Raw genomic sequence first — 20,201 nt, 5'->3', positions numbered from 1 at the left:
CGCCTGCGGGTCCAGGCAGGTAATCTCCACCGCATGTCCCGTCATGTCGCGATCGTCACGGATTCAACGGCCTATCTGCCGCAGCGGACGATGGAGCGGCACGGCATCACGTCGGTACCTCTGACCGTGGTCCTCGGCGACCAGGCGCTCGAAGAGGGCACCGAGATCTCCGCCCGCTCCCTGGCCCTGGCGCTGCAGAAGCGGCGTTCCGTGACCACCTCACGGCCGAGCCCGGAACTCTTCGCGCAGACGTATCGCAAGGTCGCCGATTCCGGCGCCACGGCCATCGTCTCTCTGCACCTGTCGGCCGAGTTCTCGGGAACGTACGACGCGGCGGTCCTCGCGGCGAAGGACGCGCCGGTGCCGGTCCAGGTGGTGGACACCGGCATGGTCGCGATGGCCCTGGGCTTCTGCGCGCTCGCGGCGGCGGAGACCGCCGAGTCGGGCGGTTCGGTGGACGAGGCGGTGACGGCGGCGGAGAAACGGGCCGCGAACACGTCCGCGTACTTCTACGTCGACACGCTGGACTATCTGCGCCGTGGTGGCCGCATCGGCGCGGCCCAGGCCCTGTTGGGCTCGGCCCTGGCCGTGAAGCCGCTGCTCCAGCTGGACGGTGGGCGCATCGAGATGCTGGAGAAGGTGCGGACGGCGTCCAAGGCGATCGCCCGGCTCGAGGAGATCGTGGTCGAGCGGGCAGGGTCGAACCGCGTCGACATCGCGGTACATCACCTGGCGGCCCCGGACCGCGCAGCAACCCTCGCGGACCGCCTCAGGGCCCGGCTGCCGGCCCTGGCGGAACTGCATGTGAGCGAGGTCGGCGCGGTGATCGGGGCGCATACGGGGCCGGGGTTGTTGGGGGCTGTGGTTTCGCCCTGGTGAGGGGCGAGGGGCGAGGGGCGAGGGGTGTTGGGTGGTGCGGGGGCGCGGGGTGTGGGGAGCGGGGTGTGGGTGTGGGTGTGGGTGACGAAGTTATCCACAACTTCCGGGTAATCCACGGGAATTGACCAAGATCAACTAATTTCTGCCGCGATGCCTAGCGTCGTTGGCATGGCACTTCGATCACTTTCACGGAAACCCGCCGCGACGAGCGGACCGGGGCGAGCCCCCGCGTCCGACGGCCGAGCCGCTGACGACCGCGCGCGATACAGCCACGCCCGCAGGCGAGCGACCAGGCGCAGACACGCCTCGGCGGAAGCGCGGTCACGGGCGTTGCGACAGCGCGCGGAGGCGCTCTTCCCTACCGGGCCTGAGGGAGGGGGCGGTAGCGGGAGTGGTGAACGGGGCGGTGATGAAGGGGGCTTGAGGTCGAGTGCGCCGCCGGATGTTCGGGGGTCGGGGGGTGTGCTGGCGGTTGGGGGTGATTTGGGGCCGGGGCCGGGGCCTGGGTTGGGGCCAGGGCTGGGGGCAAGGCCAGAGCTTGGGCCGGGGCCGGTCAGGCGTTGGCGTCAGCCGGAGCTGGGGGAGGCGGGGCGTGAGCGGTCGGAGTCGGAGCCGGATTCCGATCTGGAGTCGCCGTCTCAGCCGCGGGTGGCGCGGCGATCGAGGGCGGTGTCGCAGACTCCGGGGGCGGGGGTCGGGGCTACTGCGCAACCGCAGGCTTCGGGGCGGACGCAGCCTTCGGTGCCGTATTGGGCTCGGCAGGTGGACGCGGCCGATGGTGAGCGTGGTGAGCCGGAGGACGTGGGGGAGGCGCAGGGCGCGACTTTGCAACAGGCCGGGCGGGGTTCACAGCGGCAGGCGCCGGTGTGGCCTCGGTCTTGGGTTGCGCCGGTACCGCGGGCTGAGCAGCCGGACGCGGCCGATGGTGAGCCGCAGGATGGAATTTTGCAACGGCCGGGACGGGGTCCGCATCGGCAGGCGCCGGTGTGGGCTCGGTCTTCGGTAGCGCCGGTGCCATGGGCTCAGCAGGCGGATGGTGAGCCGGAGGGCATGACCCTGCAACAGGCCGTGCGGGGGTCGCAGCGGCTGCCTTCGGTGCGGGGGCCGTCTTCGGTTGCGCCGGTGCCTCGGGCTCCGCAGGCGGACGCGGCTGATGGTGAGTTTGTGCCGCAGGCGCAGCGGCGTGGCGCGGGTTGGCGTCAGTCGGTGTCGGAGGGTGTGGGATTGCCGCTGGCCGAGTCGTCGACTCGGTCGGCGTCGTCGCCGGAGGGTGCGGTGTTGCCGCAGGCCGTGCGGGTGCCGTTGTCGGTGTCGGCGCGGGGGCAGGTGCAGGACCGGCGGTGGCGGCAGTCGGTGGCGGGCGCTCATGCTGCGCAGCCGCAGCCGCAGCCGCAGCCGCAGCCGCAGCCGCAGCCGCAGCCGGGGCCGGAGCCCCGGCCGCAGGCGGCGGCCCACCCGCAGCCGGAGCCGGAGCTGACGGCTCGGCGGGTGGAGGTGGGGGCGCCCCTGCGGGGGCGGGTGGGGCTTGTTGTGCGGGAGCGGTTGCCGTTGTGGCTGCAGGTGCGGTGCGGGCTTGAGCGGCGGAGTCTGGTCGCGCTCCTGGTGGTCTTAGTCGTTGCGGCGGTCTTCGCTGCCCAGCACTTCTGGGCAGGGCGGACGCAGCCGGTGCGGGCGCCGGACGTGGTCGGGGCGGCGCCCTCCCCGTCGCCCGGAGCCCCGCCTCCCTCGGAAGGCGGCGGCAGGCCGGCGGCCGGTGCCGCCGGCGCGAGGATCGTCGTGGACGTCAGCGGAAAAGTCCGAAGCCCCGGAATTCTGCGGATGCCCGCGGGCTCCCGTGTCGCCGACGCGCTGAAGGCCGCAGGCGGAGTTCGCCCCGGCACGGACACGGACGGCCTCAACCGTGCCCGTCTGCTCATCGACGGCGAACAAGTGGTCGTCGGCGCCCCGGTGCCACCATCGGCAGCCCCGGCGGAACCCGGCGCGGGTGCGGCAGCGGGACCGACGGCAGGAGGCCCCGCCGCCCCGGTCGGCCTCAACACGGCCACTGCCGAGCAACTCGACGAACTGCCGGGCGTGGGCCCCGTGCTGGCCCAGCACATCATCGACTACCGCACAGAACACGGCGGTTTCCGCTCGGTGGACGAATTGCGCGAGGTCAACGGAATCGGCGACAAACGCTACGCCGACCTGCAGAATCTCGTGCGGCCATGAGAGCGCCGAGCCGGGCGGCCGTCGCGCCGGGGGCTCCGACGGAACCGGGGCATCCCACCGCTCACACCCCGACCGGGCCTGGGGCGGCGGGCGCCCACCCTCGGCGGGAGGGCCCGCTGGACCTGCGACTCGTGCCGCCCGCCCTCGCGGCGTGGGGAAGCGCGGCCGTGGCGCTGGATGCCCCGCATCAGTGGGTGACCGCAGCGGTGGTGGTCTGTGTGGTGGTGGCAGGTGCCCTGCTGGTGACCTGGACGGTGAGGAGCCGGTCGGCGGGCGAAGGGGAGGAAGGGCGGCAGGACGCGGTGACCGGGCCGCCCGGCGGCTGGTGGCGAGGGCAGCCATGGCGGCGGGTCTCGGCGGCGGCCGTGCTTCTCTGCGCCGCGGCGGGCGCTGCCTCCGGCGGGTTGCACGGGGCCGACCTGCACCGAGGACCGGTCCCTGCCCTGGCGAATCAATACGCCGATGCAGAGGTGGAGTTGGAGGTCACCGGCGACCCCCGGCTGACCCGGCCCCGCGTCACGGGGGCCCATGCCGTGCCGCCCTCCGTCATGTTCGACGCGGAGATCGTCCGGGTCACGTCGGCGGACGGCGACACCTCCGTGACCCGCACCCCGGCCCTGGTCTTCGCCGGGAGCGGGAGCGGGAGCGGGAACGGGCGTGGAGGTGGGGAGGGGGACGAGCGGGGCCGCGGGGTCAGACGTGGGGATTCTGCCGGACCCTGGCCCAAGGCTCGCTGGCTGGCACTGCTGCCCTCCACCACGCTGCGTGTCCAGGCGAGCCTCTCGCCTCCCCTGCCGCGGAGCGACCGCGTGGCGGCCGTGCTGCGGGTGTCCGGGGAGCCGTCCCCGGAGGTGATCGAGGCGGCGTCACGGCCGCAGCGGCTTGCGGGGAGACTGCGGGGCGGGCTGAGGGAGGCCACGGACGGTCTGCCGCCCGACGCCCGTGCGCTGTTGCCCGGCCTGGTGGTCGGGGACACCTCGCGCGTGTCACCCGAGTTGGAAGAGGCCTTCAAGGCGACCGACCTGACGCACCTCCTGGCGGTGAGCGGCGCCAACCTCACGATCGTCCTCGCCCTGCTCATCGGCCCACCCGGCCTGGCTCAGCGTGCTGAACGACGGGGGATCGCACCGCGGTTGGGGATTTCACTACGGATGACCGCGTTGCTGGGCGGCGTCCTCACCCTCTGCTTCGTCATCGTCTGTCGACCGGACCCGAGTGTGCTGCGGGCCGCGGCCTGCGGGCTGATCGCCCTGCTCGCCATCGGCACAGGGCGGCGCAGATCGCTGATCCCGGCCCTGGCCGCCGCCGTACTGCTGCTCGTCCTGTACGACCCGTGGCTGGCTCGCAGTCCCGGCTTTCTGCTCTCCGTCCTCGCCACCGGAGCCCTGCTCACCCTCGCTCCGAGGTGGAGTGCTGCCCTGCGAAGGCGCCGGGTTCCTCCGCGTCTGGCCGAGGCGTTGGCCGCCGCGGCAGCCGCGCAGGCGGTGTGCGCGCCGGTCGTCGCCGTCCTCGCGGCACGGGTGAGCCTGGTGGCGGTGCCCTGCAACCTCCTCGCGGAGGTGGCCGTCGCGCCTGCCACGGTCCTGGGTTTCGCCACGCTGGCGACGGCGCCGTTGGCGATGCCGGTCGCCAAGGCTCTGGCGTGGTGCGCGAGTTGGCCGACCGGGTGGATCGCGGACATCGCCCGCGCGGGGGCGGCCCTGCCCGGGAGCGGGGTCGACTGGCCAGGTGGGTGGCGTGGTGGTCTGCTGCTCGCCCTCGCCACGGTGGGCGTTGTGCTGCTCGGCCGCAGGCTCGTCAGGCATCCGTGGGTCAGCGTCGCCTTCGCCGTGCTGCTCGTCCTCGCCGTCGTCCAGCCTCCGCCTCTCACCCGGGTGATCGCGGGCTGGCCGCCACCGGGCTGGCGGTTCGCGATGTGTGACGTGGGGCAGGGGGACGCCACCGTGCTCGCTGCCGGTGACGGGGCGGGGGTGGTCGTCGACGCGGGGCCTGATCCGGTGCTCGTGGACCGCTGTCTGCGTTCGCTCGGCGTGACGCGTGTGCCGCTGGTGCTGTTGACGCATTTCCACGCGGACCATGTGGCGGGCCTGTCGGGTGTGCTGCGGGGGCGTTCGGTCGGGGCGATCCAGACGACGGGGTATCAAGAGCCTCCCGAGCAGGCGCGGTTCGTACGGGGGCAGGCGGCTGCCCGCGGGATCCCGGTGAGCCACGCCGTGGCGGGGGAGCGGCGACGCGCGGACGGCGGGGTCCTCGACTGGCGGGTGCTCTGGCCTGCGGCGGCCGGTCCGGGCACGGCAGCGACCCCCGACGGCCCGAACGACGCCAGCGTCACGCTGCTCGTCAGGGCCGGAGGAGTGACCCTGCTCCTGCTCGGTGATCTCGAGCCGCCCGCCCAGCGAGCCCTGGCGCGTACCCCTGCCGTGGCGGCGCTGCCGCCAGTGGACGTGCTCAAGGTCGCCCACCACGGCTCGGCCTATCAGGACCCCGGCCTCCTGCGGCGGGCCGCGCCTCGCCTGGCTCTCATCTCCTGTGGACGGGACAACTCATACGGCCACCCGGCGCCTCGTACGGTCGCGGCGTTGCGGGCCGGGGGCGCGGAGGTGCTGCGGACGGATACGAACGGCTCCATCGCGGTCATCGGGCCGACCGACGGGCGGGCGGTGGTCGGGGGAGCAGCCCCGGCATTGCAGGTCGCCACGCGCCCGCCATAGCCCGTCGTCCGGAGCCTGGGTACCAAAACGCCTCTACAGGTGACCAACTCGGTTACTCAGGACAGTTCAAGTGCTATCGCAGGATTCCAGTGAAGTGGGTTCGTGTTGCATCGAATGCCGCAACGGTGATCGAATGTCTCTTCGTGACAGGAGTTGTCAAGGTGCGCGGGGGTGTGTCGCAAATGTTCGGCCGTTGGCTGGGAGAACGTACGGACCGAGCCGGTCGAACGAATCGAGTCGGCCAGGCAGGTCAGGCAGGGCGAGTGGGGCGAGTGGGTCGGGCTGGAGGAGCGGGTCGGGCCGGACGGGGCGGCGGTCCCCTTTCCGCTGTGGCGGTACCGGCCAGCGCGGGGGTGCTCAGCTGCCGGGTGCTCGACCCCGTCAACGAGCCGGTGCGGCATGCGGAGTTCGCGGTGAGCGATGCCATGGGGCGCAAGGTCGTCGGTGGGGGGCTTGATCCGTTCGGTTCGTTCGTCGCGACCGTTCCCGCCGGTGACTACCGCCTGGCGGTCTCGGCGGAGGGGTTCACTCCGTACCGGGCGAACGCCACGGTCGGGGAGAGCGCGCACGCCTCGCTCGGTGACGTCATGCTCCAGATAGCCCCGCCTCCGGCGCTGCCCGAGCCCGGTGACTGGGAGATCGATCCCCTGCACTCCTCGGTCGCCTTCACCGCGCGGCACATCGGTCTCGCCCGTATCCACGGGCGGTTCAACAGCTTCGCGGGCGCCATACGGCTGGGGGAGCGCATGGAGGACTCGGCCATGCACGTCGTCATCGACGCCTCCTCCATCGACACCGCGGTGAAGATGCGCGACGACCACCTGCGGTCCGGGGACTTCCTCGACGTGGAGCGCTTCCCGACGATGGAGTTCTACAGCGACCGCTTCGTGCACAAGGGCGGCAGCCGCTGGGCGATCACGGGTGGTCTGACGCTGCACGGGGTGACGCGCACGGTGACGCTGGAGACGGAGTATCTCGGAGTGGGCCGCGGCCTGGAGGGGGAGACCCGCGTGGCCTGCCGCGCCTCCACCGAGCTGCACCGCGACGACTTCACGATCAACTGGCAGACGATGCTGGCCCGAGGCATCGCGGCGATCGGCCCCAGCATCTCGATCGACCTCGATATACAGGTCCTGCCCAAGTCCTGACACCGGGCGGCCCGCTGCCCGGCGGGCCGGGGTCTAGGGAGCTTCCAGCCACCCCTCGTGTTCCGCCGCCAGATCGTCCAGTGCCGTCCGGTCCAGGCGCCGCTCGGGGTCCTCGATCACGACCAGCCACTGGGCGTCCTCGGCGTCGTCCTCGCCCGCCAGGGCGTCACGGACGAGCTGGGGCTGCTCGCGCACGCCGAAACGGTCGGGGAGTTCTTCGGCCACTTCCTCCGCGGCGTCGCGGTCGGGCAGCACCAGCACATGTCGTACGTCGGTCACCCTGCCCATTCTCCGGTACGGGGCGGGGCGCTTCGGAACCGGCTGTGCGGGGTGGGCTGTCAGTGCCGCGTGGGATGCTTGACCGCGATGGCCAGGAAGACAGATACCGCCGACCCGCTCGCTCCTCTCACGCTCGCCGTGGGCCAGGAGGATCTCCTCCTCGACCGCGCCGTGCAGCAGGTGGTCGCGGCCGCCCGCGCCGCCGACGCGGACACGGACGTGCGCGACCTCACCTCCGACCAGTTGCAGCCGGGCACGCTCGCCGAGCTGACCAGTCCCTCGCTCTTCGCCGAGCGCAAGGTCGTGGTCGTACGCAACGCGCAGGATCTGTCGGCCGACACGGTCAAGGACGTGAAGGCGTATCTCTCCGCGCCGGCCGAGGAGATCACCCTCGTCCTGCTGCACGCGGGCGGTGCCAAGGGCAAGGGCTTGCTCGACGCGGCTCGCAAGGCCGGGGCGCGTGAGGTCGCCTGCCCCAAGATGACCAAGGCCGCGGACCGGCTCTCGTTCGTACGGAGTGAGTTCCGTGCCCTGGGCCGTTCGGCCACTCCCGAGGCGTGCCAGGCCCTGGTCGACTCGATCGGCAGCGATCTGCGGGAGCTGGCTTCGGCGGTGTCCCAGCTGGTGGCTGACGTCGAGGGCACGATCGACGAGGCTGTCGTCGGCCGCTATTACACGGGGCGGGCCGAGGCCTCCAGCTTCACCGTGGCCGACCGTGCGGTGGAGGGGCGGGCCGCCGAGGCGCTCGAAGCGTTGCGGTGGTCCTTGTCGACCGGGGTCGCCCCCGTCCTGATCACCAGTGCGCTCGCTCAGGCTGTCCGGGCGATCGGCAAGCTGTCCTCTGCGAGGGGTGGGCGGCCGGCCGATCTTGCTCGGGAGCTTGGTATGCCGCCCTGGAAGATTGATCGGGTTCGGCAGCAGAGTCGGGGGTGGACGCCGGATGGGGTGGCGGTGGCGTTGAGGGCCTGTGCGGAGGCTGATGCGGGGGTCAAGGGTGGGGGCGATGATCCCGAGTACGCGTTGGAGAAGGCTGTCGTTTCTGTTGCCCGTGCTGCGCGGGCGCGCCGCTGAGGTTGTGCGGTTGCCCCCCGGGGTGCTGTGTCTGCGGGGGCGTTGTGCTAGTTCGCGCAGTTCCCCGCGCCCCTGGGGTGGCTCCGTCGGTTCGTCGGCCGCAGGTCCGTTGTGGCTTGTCGCGCAGTTCCCCGCGCCCCTGGGGGTGCCTCCGCAGGTTCGTCGGCCGCCGGTCCGTTGTGGTTGCTCGCGCCGTTCCCCGCGCCCCTACGGGGGCTTAACGCCCCCGGACACAGCAATGCCCCCGGAGTGGGCCGGGGGCATTGTCGCAGCGTGGCGTACTGCGGGGTCTGTCCGCGATTCGAGGTAGAGGGCTCGAATTACCCTCGCGGGAGGATTGATCAGCGCCCCGGCGAGCCGGGGCAAGGGTTTCAGCCCTGGAGGGTCGCGACCTTCGAAGCAAGCGCCGACTTCTTGTTGGCGGCCTGGTTCTTGTGGATGACGCCCTTGGAGACGGCCTTGTCGAGCTGGCGCGAAGCCTCGCGCGTCGCCTCGACGGCCTTCTGGGTGTCACCAGCGGCAACGGCCTCGCGGGCCCGGCGGATCGCGGTCTTCAGGGAAGACTTGACTGCCTTGTTGCGCTGACGCGCCTTCTCGTTGGTCTTGATCCGCTTGAGCTGGGACTTGATGTTCGCCACGAAAGAGCCTTTTCAGGTTCAGGTCCTGCAGAGGTACTGCAGATGAGTTTCTTTGACACGTGCCTCAGAACCGAGAGGGCAAGGAGACACAGCTGCCCAGATTACCAGCCGCCCTCCGGCCGGCCCAATCCGGGCCCGCGCTCAACCCGGACCGGCCCAATCCAGGCCCGCGCCCCACCCGGACCCGGCGCAATCCGGGCCCGCCCCTCACCCGGACCGGCCCACGCCGGGCCCAGTGCTTCACCCATGGGACCATGGAACCTACGTATAGATCCGACCCGAGGCGACAGGCGCCTCAAGAGACAGGACCCTGCGTGCCCGCGACCCCTAAAAATGTGCCCGAGCCGAGCCGTACCGACCCGGCTCTGATCCGTAATTTCTGCATCATCGCGCACATCGACCACGGCAAGTCCACGCTCGCCGACCGGATGCTCCAGCTGACCGGCGTGGTCGAGCAGCGGCAGATGCGTGCTCAGTACCTCGACCGCATGGACATCGAGCGTGAGCGCGGCATCACGATCAAGTCCCAGGCGGTGCGTCTGCCCTGGGCCCCCACGGAGGGGCCCGACAAGGGCAGCACCCACGTTCTCAACATGATCGACACCCCGGGCCACGTGGACTTCACGTACGAGGTGTCCCGCTCGCTCGCGGCCTGTGAGGGCACGGTCCTTCTCGTGGACGCGGCGCAGGGCATCGAGGCGCAGACTCTCGCCAACCTCTACCTGGCGATGGAGAACGACCTCAAGATCGTTCCGGTGCTCAACAAGATCGACCTGCCGGCCGCCCAGCCGGAGAAGTTCTCCGAGGAGCTCGCCAACCTCATCGGCTGCCAGCCCGAGGACGTGCTGAAGGTCTCCGCGAAGACCGGCATGGGCGTCGAGGCGCTGCTCGACAAGGTCGTGGCCGAGGTTCCGCCGCCGGTCGGTGTCGCGGACGCGCCCGCGCGCGCGATGATCTTCGACTCGGTGTACGACTCGTACCGCGGCGTCGTGACGTACGTCCGAGTGGTCGACGGCCAGCTCAACAAGCGTGAGCGGATCCGGATGATGTCCACCGGGGCCACGCACGAGCTGCTCGAGATCGGTGTCTCGTCGCCCGAGATGACCCCGGCCGACGGCATCGGCGTCGGCGAGGTGGGCTACATCATCACCGGCGTGAAGGACGTCCGTCAGTCCAAGGTCGGTGACACGATCACCTCCCTGAACAAGGGTGCGACCGAGGCCCTCGGCGGTTACAAGGACCCGAAGCCGATGGTCTTCTCGGGTCTCTATCCGCTGGACGGCTCCGAGTACCCCGACCTGCGCGAGGCCCTGGACAAGCTGCAGCTCAACGACGCCGCGCTGGTCTACGAGCCGGAGACGTCGGCCGCGCTCGGCTTCGGTTTCCGCGTCGGCTTCCTGGGCCTGCTCCACCTCGACGTGATCCGTGAGCGGCTCGAGCGCGAGTTCGGTCTCGACCTCATCGCCACCGCTCCGAACGTGGTCTACCGCGTGGTCATGGAGGACGGCACCGAGCACACGGTCACCAACCCGAGCGAGTTCCCCGAGGGCAAGATCGACGAGGTCTTCGAGCCCGTCGTGCGCGCCACGCTCCTCGCGCCCAGCGAGTTCATCGGCTCGATCATGGAGCTGTGCCAGAACCGGCGCGGCACCCTGCTCGGCATGGACTACCTCTCCGAGGACCGCGTGGAGATCCGCTACACGCTGCCGCTCGCCGAGATCGTCTTCGACTTCTTCGACCAGCTGAAGTCCAAGACTCGCGGTTACGCCTCGCTGGACTACGAGCCCACCGGCGAGCAGTCCGCCCAGCTCGTCAAGGTCGACATCCTGCTGCACGGCGACAAGGTCGACGCCTTCTCCGCCGTCACGCACAAGGACGCCGCGTACGCGTACGGCGTGCGCCTGGTGGCCAAGCTGCGCGAGCTCATCCCGCGCCAGGCCTTCGAGATTCCCGTCCAGGCCGCGATCGGCTCCCGGGTCATCGCCCGCGAGACCATCCGCGCCATCCGCAAGGACGTCCTCGCCAAGTGCTACGGCGGTGACATCTCCCGTAAGCGCAAGCTCCTGGAGAAGCAGAAGGAGGGCAAGAAGCGCATGAAGATGGTCGGCTCCGTCGAGGTGCCGCAGGAAGCCTTCATCGCGGTGCTCTCCAGCGACGACAGCGGCCCCGGCAAGGGGAAGAAGTAGTCCCTGCCTCAGCTGTGGCCCCGTCCGGCACGGGCGTCACAGAGGCATCTCGGCGGGTCCGTCGCGCTTCTTGCGCGGCGGACCCGTTCTTGTATGAAGTGACAGGCAGAAGCCCCTTACGTGGCGGGCCTCCGCGCTCTACTCTGATCACTGCTCGTAGGTTACTCGCAAGTTAAACAAGACCAGCAGCCGCCAGCCAGTCGCCGCATTGTCGCGGGTCCGGAGGATGTCGTGAGCGACACACAGACCTTGATCGAGAACCGTCCGCCGTCCGTGGCCCATCTCTTCCTGGAGCGCGTGGCGGCCACGCCCGACGCCGAGGCCTACCGCTATCCCGTGCCGGCCCCCTCGGGCGACGGCCCCGACGAGTGGAAGTCGCTGAGCTGGGGGCGGGCCGCCGAGCGCGTCTACGCCATCGCCGCGGGTCTCATCGAGCTCGGCCTCGCGCCCGAGGACCGGGTGGCGCTCGCCTCGTCCACACGGGTCGAGTGGATCCTCGCCGACCTCGGCATCCTCTGCGCGGGCGCGGCCACCACCACGGTGTATCCGCAGACCAACGCCGAGGAGTCCACCTACATCCTGGCCGACTCCGACAGCCGGGTCCTGATCGCCGAGGACGCGGCGCAGCTCGCCAAGGCGCGCGAGAAGCGCGCCGAGCTGCCCGCCCTGCGGCACGTCGTGGTGATCGACGCCGAAGGCGCCGGGCCCGCCGAGGGCGACCCCGACGGCTGGGTGCTCACCCTCGCCGACCTGGAGGCGCGCGGCGCCGCCCATCTGGAGAAGAACCCGGAGGCGGTCAAGGAGCGGATCGCGGCGATCACCAAGGACCAGCTCGCCACGATCATCTACACCTCCGGCACCACGGGTAAGCCCAAGGGTGTGCGCCTGCCGCAGGACAACTGGGCGTACATGGCCAAGGCCATCGCGTCGACCGGCCTTCTCGGCCCGGACGACGTGCAGTACCTGTGGCTGCCGCTCGCGCACGTCTTCGGCAAGGTGCTGACCTCCGGCCAGATCGAGCTCGGGCACGTCACCGCGGTCGACGGCCGCGTCGACAAGATCATCGAGAATCTTCCGGTGGTGCAGCCGACGTACATGGCCGCCGTGCCGCGCATCTTCGAGAAGGTCTACAACGGGGTCGCGGCCAAGGCGCGGGCCGGCGGCGGAGCCAAGTACAAGATCTTCCTGTGGGCCGCCGAGGTCGCCCGCGAGTACGCGAAGGTCAGCCAGGACAACTTCCGCAGGACCGGCAACGCGTCCGTGCCCTTCGGGCTCGGCGCCAAGCACAAGGTCGCCGACGCGCTCGTCTACTCCAAGCTGCGGGAGGCCTTCGGCGGACGGCTGCGCGCCGCCGTCTCCGGTTCGGCCGCCCTCGCGCCCGAGATCGGCTACTTCTTCGCCGGCGCGGGCATCCACATCCTGGAGGGCTACGGCCTCACCGAGTCCTCCGCGGCCTCCTTCGTCAACCCCGGCGAGGCCTACCGCACCGGCACCGTCGGCAAGCCGCTGCCCGGCACCGAGGTCCGGATCGCGGACGACGGCGAGATCCTGCTGCGCGGCCCCGGCATCATGGAGGGCTACCACGGCCTCGCCGACAAGACGGCCGAAGTCCTGGAGTCCGACGGGTGGTTCCACACCGGCGACATCGGCGAGCTGTCCGCTGACGGCTATCTGAAGATCACCGACCGCAAGAAGGACCTGATCAAGACGTCCGGCGGCAAGTACATCGCGCCCGCCGAGGTCGAGGGCCAGTTCAAGGCCGTCTGCCCGTACGTCTCCAACATCCTGGTGCACGGCGCCGACAAGAACTTCTGCACCGCGCTGATCGCGCTCGACGAGCCGGCCATCCTGGCCTGGGCCAAGGACAACGGCCTTGACGGCAAGAGCTACGCCGACGTGGTCGCCGCCCCTGCGACCGTCGCACTCGTCGAGGGCTATGTGAAGGAGCTCAACGAAGGCCTCCAGCGCTGGCAGACCGTCAAGAAGTTCAAGCTGCTGCCCCGCGACCTGGACATCGAGCACGGTGAGCTGACGCCGAGCCTGAAGCTGAAGCGTCCGGTCGTCGAGCGCGAGTACCAGCACCTGATCGACGAGATGTACGCGGGATCACGCGAGGCCTGAACTCCCGGCTCCCGACTACCAACTCCCGTGCGTGGGCGGGCTGATGCGGACCCCAGGTCAGACATCACCTCGCCCGCGCCGCATCTCCTTGACCAGCTCCTCCATGTGCGTCACGTGGTGGCGCAGTTCGAGGATGTCCTTGAGGCTGCTGGCCGCCATGTGCGACTCGATGGCCGACAGGCGGGCCGCCAGCTCGTCGAACTGCTGCTGCTCGCGCGCCAGGATCCTCTCCAACTGCCGGTTCTTGCGGTGCAGTTCAAGGAAGACGGTGACCTTGGCGCGCAGCACCCACGGGTCGAACGGCTTGGTGAGATAGTCCGCCGCGCCCGTCGCATAGCCGCGGAAGGCGTAGCCCGCGTCGTTGTCGGTGCCCGTCAGGAAGATGATGGGCACGTCCTTGGTCTGGTCGAGCCGTTTGATGTTCGTGGCGGTCTCGAAGCCGTCCATCCCCGGCATGCGTACGTCCAGGAGGATCACGGCGAAACGTTGGCGCAACAGCGCCTTCATCGCCTCCTCGCCCGAACGGGCGCGTACCAGCGGTTCGTTGAGTGACCCCAGGACGGCTTCGAGAGCCATCAGATTGTCCTCCATGTCATCGACGAGGAGGATGCTCGAGCGGTTGTCGGTCAGGACCTCTGTGCTCATGGTGACAGTGCCTCACTCGGCCGTCGGCGGAACAGCGGCCTCCCCGAGAGCGCCTGCCGGTTCCGTTGCGACGGCCGTATCTGTGGTGGTGGGCGTGTCCGGTTCTGCCGTGCCCCCGCGCTCAGGGGCCAGGAGCGCGCAGGCGACGGTGAGCAGCTGGTCCACATCCACGGGTTTGGGTACATAGTCGTTCGCGCCCCGCTCGATGGCCTTCTCGCGGTCGCCCGGCATGGCCTTGGCGGTCAGCGCGATGATCGGAAGACCGGCCCAGCGTGGGGTTCGGCGGATCGCGGCGATGGTTTCGTAGCCGTCCATCTCCGGCATCATGATGTCCATCAGGATGAGGTCGGTGTCGGGGTTGCGCTCCAGGGTCTCGATTCCTTCGCGGCCGTTCTCCGCGTAGAGGACTGGCATGCCGACGCGGCTCAGCACATGGGTGAGGGCGAAGACGTTGCGGATGTCGTCGTCCACGATCAGGACGCGGCGCCCGCGCAGGACGCGTCCTGCCGGGCCCTCGCGGTACTCCTCCAGCTTGGTGGGCGTCGGCCAGCTGTCGTTCTGTTCGTGGAAGGTGTGCGGGGACATGGTGACCCCCTCGTCGTGCAGCTCCGGCGCCGCGAGCGACTTGGTCGCCGCGTACGCCGCCGCGGCGGGCCCGTGGCCGGGGTGCACCACGGGGACGTAGAGCGTGAAGGTGGAGCCCTGTCCCGGGCTGCTCTCCGCGGTGATGCGGCCGCCGAGGAGACCGGCGATCTCGCGGCTGATGGAGAGGCCGAGGCCGGTGCCGCCGTACTTGCGGTTGGTGGTGCCGTCGGCCTGCTGGAACGCCTCGAAGATGGCGGGCAGTTGATCGGGTGGAATGCCGATGCCGGTGTCCGTGACGGCGAAGCAGAGCCGGTCGCCGCCCTCGTGGAGCCGCCGGTCGCCGGTGTTCTTGACGCGGCTCACGCGCAGCTCGACCCGGCCGCTCGCGGTGAACTTGACCGCGTTCGACAGGAGGTTGCGCAGGATCTGCTGGAGCCGCTGCTCGTCCGAGAACATCTCGCGCGGCACGTCCTCGCCGACCGACACCTCGAAGGCGAGCCCGCGGTCCAGGGTGAGCGGACGGAACGTCGCGTGGACGTAGTCGAGGACCTTGATGAGGGGGAGCTTCTTGGGGCGTACGTCCATCCGGCCGGCCTCGATCTTCGACAGGTCCAGGATGTCGTTGATGAGCTGGAGGAGGTCGGAGCCCGAGCGGTGGATCGTGGTCGCGAACTGCACCTCCTGGTCGGAGAGGTTGCTGTCGGGGTTGTCGGAGAGCAGCCGGGCCAGGATGAGCAGGGAGTTCAGCGGGGTACGCAGCTCGTGCGACATGTTCGCGAGGAACTCCGACTTGTACTGCGAGGAGGTGGCGAGCAGCGCCGCCTTCTCCTCCAGTTCGGCGTTCGAGCGCTGCAACTCCGCCTGCTGGAGCTGGAGTTCGTCCGAGCGGTCCTGGAGCTGCGTGGCGAGCCGCTGGGACTCGCTGAGCAGTGACTCCGTACGGGAGTTGGCGATGATGGTGTTGATCGCGACGCCGATGGTGCTGACGAACTGGTCGAAGAACGCCAGGTGCACGTCCGAGAAGCGGGAGAACGTGGCCAGCTCGATGACGCCGAGCAGCTTGTCCTCGAAGAGGATGGGGATGATCACCAGGCTGGCGGGGGCGGCGTCCCCGAGCCCCGAGGTGATCTTGATGTAGTCGGGCGGCACCTCGTCGACGAGGATCCGCTTCTTCTCCAGGGCTGCCTGCCGCACCAGGCCGTGCGCGGGCATGGCGCCGGTGTCGACGACCGAGCCCTGCGCTGAGCCGTACCCGGCGATGAAGGCGAGTCCCTTGACCGGGGGAGTCTGCAAGGTCGTGGCGTCCCCGGCCTCCGGATCGGCCAGGAAGAAGGCGCCGTACTGTGCGTTCACCAGCGGCGTCAGCTCGCGCAGGATCAGGTCCGCGACCTCCATCAGGTCGCGGTGGCCCTGCATCAGACCCGCGAGACGGGCGAGGTTCGACTCCAGCCAGTCCTTGGCGCGGGTGGTCTCACGGAGGTTGGAGACCATGACGTTGATGTTGTTCTTCAGTTCGGAGACCTCGCCGCGGGTCTCGACCGTGATGGAACGGGTCATGTCACCCTGGGCCACGGCCGACGCCACCTCGGCGATCGCGCGGACCTGGGTGGTGAGGTTCAGGGCGAGTTCGTTCACGTTCGTCGTCAGGCGCTTCCACGTGCCGTAGACGCCCTCGACCCGTGCCTGGCCGCCCAGTTGGCCCTCGGAGCCGACCTCGCGGGCCACGCGGGTGACCTCGGATGAGAAGGAGGACAGCGTGTCCACCATGGTGTTGATGGTGGTCTTCAGCTCCAGGATCTCGCCGCGCGCGTCCACGTCGATCTTCTTGGAGAGGTCGCCCTGGGCCACCGCCGTCGCGACCTGCGCGATGTTGCGGACCTGGCCGGTGAGGTTGTCGGCCATGTAGTTGACGTTGTCGGTGAGGTCCTTCCACACGCCCGACACCCCGAGCACCTGGGCCCGGCCGCCGAGCCGGCCGTCCGTGCCGACCTCGCGGGCCACGCGGGTCACCTCGTCCGCGAAGGCCCGCAGCTGCTCCACCATCGTGTTGACGGTGTCCTTGAGCTCCAGGATCTCGCCGCGCGCCGTCACCGTGATCATCTTGGACAGGTCGCCGTTGGCGACGGCCGTGGTGACCTGGGCGATGTTCCGCACCTGGGAGGTGAGGTTCAGGGCCATGAAGTTGACGTTGTCGGTGAGGTCCTTCCATACGCCGGACACGCCGCGCACCTGGGCCTGTCCGCCCAAGTTGCCCTCCGTGCCGACCTCGCGGGCCACGCGGGTCACCTCGTCGGCGAACGCGGAGAGCTGGTCCACCATCGTGTTGATGGTGGATTTCAGTTCGAGGATCTCGCCCTTCGCCTCGACCGTGATCTTCTTGCCGAGGTCGCCCTGGGCGACGGCCGTCGACACCAGCGCGATGTTCCGCACCTGGGAGGTGAGGTTGTCCGCCATGAAGTTGACGTTGTCGGTGAGGTCCTTCCATACGCCCGATACGCCGCGCACTTGAGCCCGCCCGCCGAGGTTGCCCTCCGTGCCGACCTCGCGGGCCACGCGGGTCACCTCGTCCGCGAACGCGGAGAGCTGGTCCACCATCGTGTTCACCGTCGACTTCAGCTCCAGGATCTCGCCCCGGGCGTCGACGGTGATCTTCTGGCTCAGGTCGCCGTTGGCGACGGCCGTGGTCACCTGGGCGATGTTCCGCACCTGAGAGGTGAGGTTCGACGCCATGAAGTTGACGTTGTCCGTGAGGTCCTTCCAGACCCCGGACACACCACGGGCCTGCGCCCGGCCGCCCAACTGCCCCTCGGTGCCGACCTCACGGGCGACGCGCGTCACCTCGGCGGCGAACGCGGAGAGCTGCTCGACCATCGTGTTGACGGTCAGCTTCAGTTCGAGCAGCTCGCCCGTCGCCTCGACCGTGACCGTCCGTGTCAGATCGCCCTGCGCCACCGCCGTCGTCACCAGGGCGATGTCGCGCACCTGGGCGGTGAGCCGGGCCGCCATCGTGTTGACGGCCTCCGTCACGTCGCGCCAACTGCCCGAAAGGCCCCGCACCTTGGCGCGCCCGCCGAGCCGCCCCTCCGTGCCGACCTCACGTGCGACGCGCGTGACCTCGCCCGTGAAGAGCGACAGCTGGTCGACCATCGTGTTCACCGCGCGGCCCAGGCGCCGCAGGTCTCCCCGCAGTTCTCGCGAGCCGTCGTGCAGGTCCACGCGCTGGGTGAGGTCTCCGCCAGCGACCGCGTTCAGCACGCGCGTCGCGTTGGCCGCCGGGGCGACCAGGGAGTCGAGCAGGGAGTTGGCGTCCGCCACCCGCGTGGCCCAGCTGCCCTGCCCCGGGCTCGCGGTGAACCGCTCGTCGAGATGCCCGTGACGGATGATCTCCCGGCGTACGCGCGTGAGTTCACTGTCGAAGTGCAGAGAGCGGTCGAGCATCTCGTTGAACACCGTGTGCAGCTCGGCGACCAGGCCGTGGCCGCTCACCGTGACCTTGGTGAAGTCCCCGTCGCGGGCCGCACGCATGGCGGACAGCAGGATGCGCAGTTCGGACGCCGCTTCCGGGGCGGTCTCCGGGATGATTTCCGGTGCCGGGTCCGGATCGTTCCCGGCCTGCGGCGGAGGTGACGGAGCTGGTTTCGGTGCCGGAATCCGACCGTAACCGAGCGCGGGCATAGCACTGTTCTCACTCATAGCGGCCCACTTCAGTAACTCGGTGCTTATGGGCGTGGCCAGTCTGTCACTCTGTCCGTGTCGCCTGAGGCGTATTCGACCGAACTGCTCAGGAGCCGAAACGTGGGGTCCATTCCGATGCAACGGGAGACCACTTTCCGTGCGTCCGCCCAGCCGGGGCATCAGCCCGGCCCGCCGGCGGTGGTGTGCACATCCTTGCCCGGAAACCCGTTGGCACCCGCGGCCGCACGCAAGTTCGTACGGGCCGCGCTCGCCGACTGGGTCGAGCTCGCGGTGCCCGCCGCCGCGGGCGTCACCGACCGGCTCGCGGACGACGCCGTGCTCCTGGTCAGCGAACTCGTCACGAACGCCGTCGTGCACGCGGGCACCACGGTCGAGCTGCTGTGCCGGCTCGACGAGGCCGGCCTTGGCGAGAGCACCGACACCCTGGTCATCGAGGTCTCCGACCACCACCCCGCCCGAGCGGTCCGCAGCGAGCCCACGCCCCAGCCGCCCGGCACCCCCGAGTACGGCCGCGGTCTCCAGCTCGTCGCGACTCTCTCCGACTCCTGGGGCATCACCTACCGCACCGGCACCAAGGCCGTCTGGGCCCGCCTCCCGGTCGGCGGCGTCCAGGCCGTACACGAGATCGAGTCGTACGCGAGCGAACAGGCCGTCCAGCGAGGCATGCGCACCGCCGAGATCCTCGCGCCGCTGCCGAAGCGGATCACGCACGACACGGAGTGGGTCAACCGCGGCGCGCTCACCTTCCTCGCCGAGGCGTCCGACCTGCTCGCCGGACAGTTCGACGAGGACCTGGTGGCCGCGCTCGCCGGGCAGCTGCTCGTGCCGCGGCTCGCGGACTGGTGCGCGGTATGGCTCGACGACGAGGCGGAGGTCGCGCCGCGCGACTCCGTGAGCGGGGGCGCGGGCTCCCGGCTCGCCCGCGTCTGGCACACCAGCGAGCAGCGCATAGAGGAACTGCGCCGCAGCCTGGAGAAGGACCCGCCACGGCTGCCCGAATCCGTCGGCTCCGGCCCCGTCCCCGTGCCGTGGCCCGGCGAGGCGCTCTCGGTGCCGGAGGAGGCGAGCGGCACGGCCCTCGCGTACCGCCTCACGGCGGGCGGTCGCGGCCTGGGCACGCTGATCATCGGGCGGGCCGGCATGGTGCGCTTCGCCGACGAGGTCACCGGCCTCATCGAGGACTTCAGCCGCCGCGTCGCCCTGGCCATCAACGCGGCGCGGCGCTACCAGCGCCAGGCCACCATCAGCCAGGTCCTCCAGCGCGGCCTTCTTCCGAGCTCCGTCGCGGACATCCCCGGAGTGCACAGCGGGATCGTGTACGAGCCGCGGGACAAGGGCGGACCCGGCGGTGACTTCTACGACGTGTTCCAGGCGGGCAAGGGCCGTTGGTGCTTCGCGCTCGGCGACGTACAGGGCAAGGGCGTCGAGGCCGCCGTCGTGATCGGCCTCGCCCGGCCGTGGCTGCGGCTGCTCGCCCGTGAGGGGTACGAGGTCGCGGAGGTGCTCGACCGCCTCAACCAGCTCCTGCTCGACGACGCGACGGAGGCGGCGGACGCGGCCGCGGCGGTGGTCGCGGTGGCCGGCGGCCAGGGCGTCCCGCCCGACGGAGCCACCTCCCGCTTCCTCTCCCTCCTCTACGGGGAGCTGGTGCCCACTGACGACGGCGGAGTCCGCTGCACGGTGGCGAGCGCGGGCCACCCCCTGCCGCTCCTGCTCTCCCCGGACGGAACGGTCCGCGCGGCGGCCACGCCCCAGCTGCTCCTCGGGGTCGTCGACGACGCGACGTACACGAGCGAGACGTTCGATCTGCGGACGGGGGACACGCTGCTCTGCGTCACGGACGGGGTGACGGAGCGCCGCACGGGGCAGCTGATGTTCGACGACGGCGACGGCCTCGCCACGGCGCTCGCCAGCTGCGCGGGGCTGGACGCGGCGCTGGTGGCGGAACGGATCAAGCGCCTGGTGCACGAATTCTCGGAGAGGCCGCCGGATGATGATTTGGCGGTGCTGGTGTTGCAGGCGCAGTAGGCG

Annotated in this window: 12 protein-coding genes; 8 read left to right on the top strand and 4 right to left on the bottom strand. The window is 70.4% G+C overall.

Translation table 11 applies throughout. From position 1 onward, the window contains the following. Positions 1 to 33: 33 nt before the first annotated feature. The 4 genes from ABXJ52_RS12305 (at position 34) to ABXJ52_RS12290 (ending at position 6,949) form a co-directional block, all read left to right on the top strand. Positions 34 to 879 carry a DegV family protein gene (locus tag ABXJ52_RS12305; RefSeq protein ID WP_367041810.1) on the top strand — a complete coding sequence of 282 codons (846 nt, stop codon included), beginning with the start codon at positions 34 to 36 and terminating at the stop codon, positions 877 to 879. A gap of 1,473 nt (positions 880 to 2,352) precedes the next feature. Further along, positions 2,353 to 3,090, top strand: a complete 738-nt coding sequence (locus ABXJ52_RS12300; RefSeq protein WP_367049008.1) for a ComEA family DNA-binding protein — start codon at positions 2,353 to 2,355, stop codon at positions 3,088 to 3,090. Continuing rightward, entirely contained in the window at positions 3,087 to 5,801 is a 2,715-nt protein-coding gene (locus ABXJ52_RS12295) for a ComEC/Rec2 family competence protein (RefSeq protein WP_367041809.1), read from the top strand. The genes ABXJ52_RS12300 and ABXJ52_RS12295 overlap by 4 nt, the downstream gene beginning before the upstream one ends. A 329-nt stretch (positions 5,802 to 6,130) precedes the next feature. After that, entirely contained in the window at positions 6,131 to 6,949 is an 819-nt protein-coding gene (locus ABXJ52_RS12290) for a YceI family protein (RefSeq protein ID WP_367041807.1), read from the top strand. 33 nt (positions 6,950 to 6,982) lie between these two features. Here the strand turns inward: ABXJ52_RS12290 and ABXJ52_RS12285 are convergent, their stop codons facing one another. After that, entirely contained in the window at positions 6,983 to 7,237 is a 255-nt protein-coding gene (locus tag ABXJ52_RS12285) for a hypothetical protein (RefSeq protein WP_367041805.1), read from the bottom strand. A 78-nt stretch (positions 7,238 to 7,315) separates the two neighbouring features. On the opposite strand from ABXJ52_RS12285, the gene holA reads away from it, so the two are divergent. Further along, complete coding sequence (holA, locus tag ABXJ52_RS12280) at positions 7,316 to 8,299, top strand: DNA polymerase III subunit delta (protein ID WP_367041803.1); 984 nt, start codon at positions 7,316 to 7,318, stop codon at positions 8,297 to 8,299. A gap of 371 nt (positions 8,300 to 8,670) precedes the next feature. Here holA and rpsT read toward each other — a convergent pair whose 3' ends face one another. Next, positions 8,671 to 8,937, bottom strand: coding sequence for a 30S ribosomal protein S20 (gene rpsT / locus ABXJ52_RS12275; RefSeq protein ID WP_367041802.1), 267 nt, complete (start codon positions 8,935 to 8,937; stop codon positions 8,671 to 8,673). A gap of 314 nt (positions 8,938 to 9,251) precedes the next feature. Here rpsT and lepA point away from each other — a divergent pair, with 314 nt between their 5' ends. Next, positions 9,252 to 11,123, top strand: a complete 1,872-nt coding sequence (lepA, locus tag ABXJ52_RS12270; protein ID WP_367041801.1) for a translation elongation factor 4 — start codon at positions 9,252 to 9,254, stop codon at positions 11,121 to 11,123. A gap of 231 nt (positions 11,124 to 11,354) precedes the next feature. Then, positions 11,355 to 13,244, top strand: a complete 1,890-nt coding sequence (locus ABXJ52_RS12265; protein ID WP_367041799.1) for an AMP-dependent synthetase/ligase — start codon at positions 11,355 to 11,357, stop codon at positions 13,242 to 13,244. 57 nt (positions 13,245 to 13,301) lie between these two features. Here ABXJ52_RS12265 and ABXJ52_RS12260 read toward each other — a convergent pair whose 3' ends face one another. Together ABXJ52_RS12260 and ABXJ52_RS12255 are read right to left on the bottom strand one after the other, a co-directional pair. Then, on the bottom strand, positions 13,302 to 13,889 hold the full coding sequence (locus ABXJ52_RS12260; protein ID WP_367041797.1) for a response regulator: 588 nt from the start codon (positions 13,887 to 13,889) through the stop codon (positions 13,302 to 13,304). A gap of 12 nt (positions 13,890 to 13,901) precedes the next feature. Beyond that, on the bottom strand, positions 13,902 to 17,999 hold the full coding sequence (locus ABXJ52_RS12255) for a HAMP domain-containing protein (RefSeq protein ID WP_367049006.1): 4,098 nt from the start codon (positions 17,997 to 17,999) through the stop codon (positions 13,902 to 13,904). Between the two features lie 270 nt (positions 18,000 to 18,269). Between ABXJ52_RS12255 and ABXJ52_RS12250 the strand changes: the two genes are divergently transcribed. Continuing rightward, positions 18,270 to 20,198, top strand: coding sequence for an ATP-binding SpoIIE family protein phosphatase (locus ABXJ52_RS12250; RefSeq protein WP_367041795.1), 1,929 nt, complete (start codon positions 18,270 to 18,272; stop codon positions 20,196 to 20,198). Positions 20,199 to 20,201 lie beyond the last annotated feature (3 nt).

Source organism: Streptomyces sp. Je 1-332, from assembly GCF_040730185.1.
In the GTDB taxonomy this organism is placed as follows: Bacteria; Actinomycetota; Actinomycetes; order Streptomycetales; family Streptomycetaceae; genus Streptomyces.
This window is presented reverse-complemented; position numbering and strand designations above follow the sequence as displayed.

Bases quoted from the DNA above. Each gene is read 5' to 3' on its own strand.
- ABXJ52_RS12305 (WP_367041810.1), top strand. From the start codon at position 34: ATGTCCCGTCATGTCGCGATCGTCACGGATTCAACGGCCTATCTGCCG.
- ABXJ52_RS12295 (WP_367041809.1), top strand. From the start codon at position 3,087: ATGAGAGCGCCGAGCCGGGCGGCCGTCGCGCCGGGGGCTCCGACGGAA.
- ABXJ52_RS12285 (WP_367041805.1), bottom strand. From the start codon at position 7,237: ATGGGCAGGGTGACCGACGTACGACATGTGCTGGTGCTGCCCGACCGC.
- holA (WP_367041803.1), top strand. From the start codon at position 7,316: ATGGCCAGGAAGACAGATACCGCCGACCCGCTCGCTCCTCTCACGCTC.
- ABXJ52_RS12260 (WP_367041797.1), bottom strand. From the start codon at position 13,889: ATGAGCACAGAGGTCCTGACCGACAACCGCTCGAGCATCCTCCTCGTC.
- ABXJ52_RS12255 (WP_367049006.1), bottom strand. From the start codon at position 17,999: ATGCGTGCGGCCCGCGACGGGGACTTCACCAAGGTCACGGTGAGCGGC.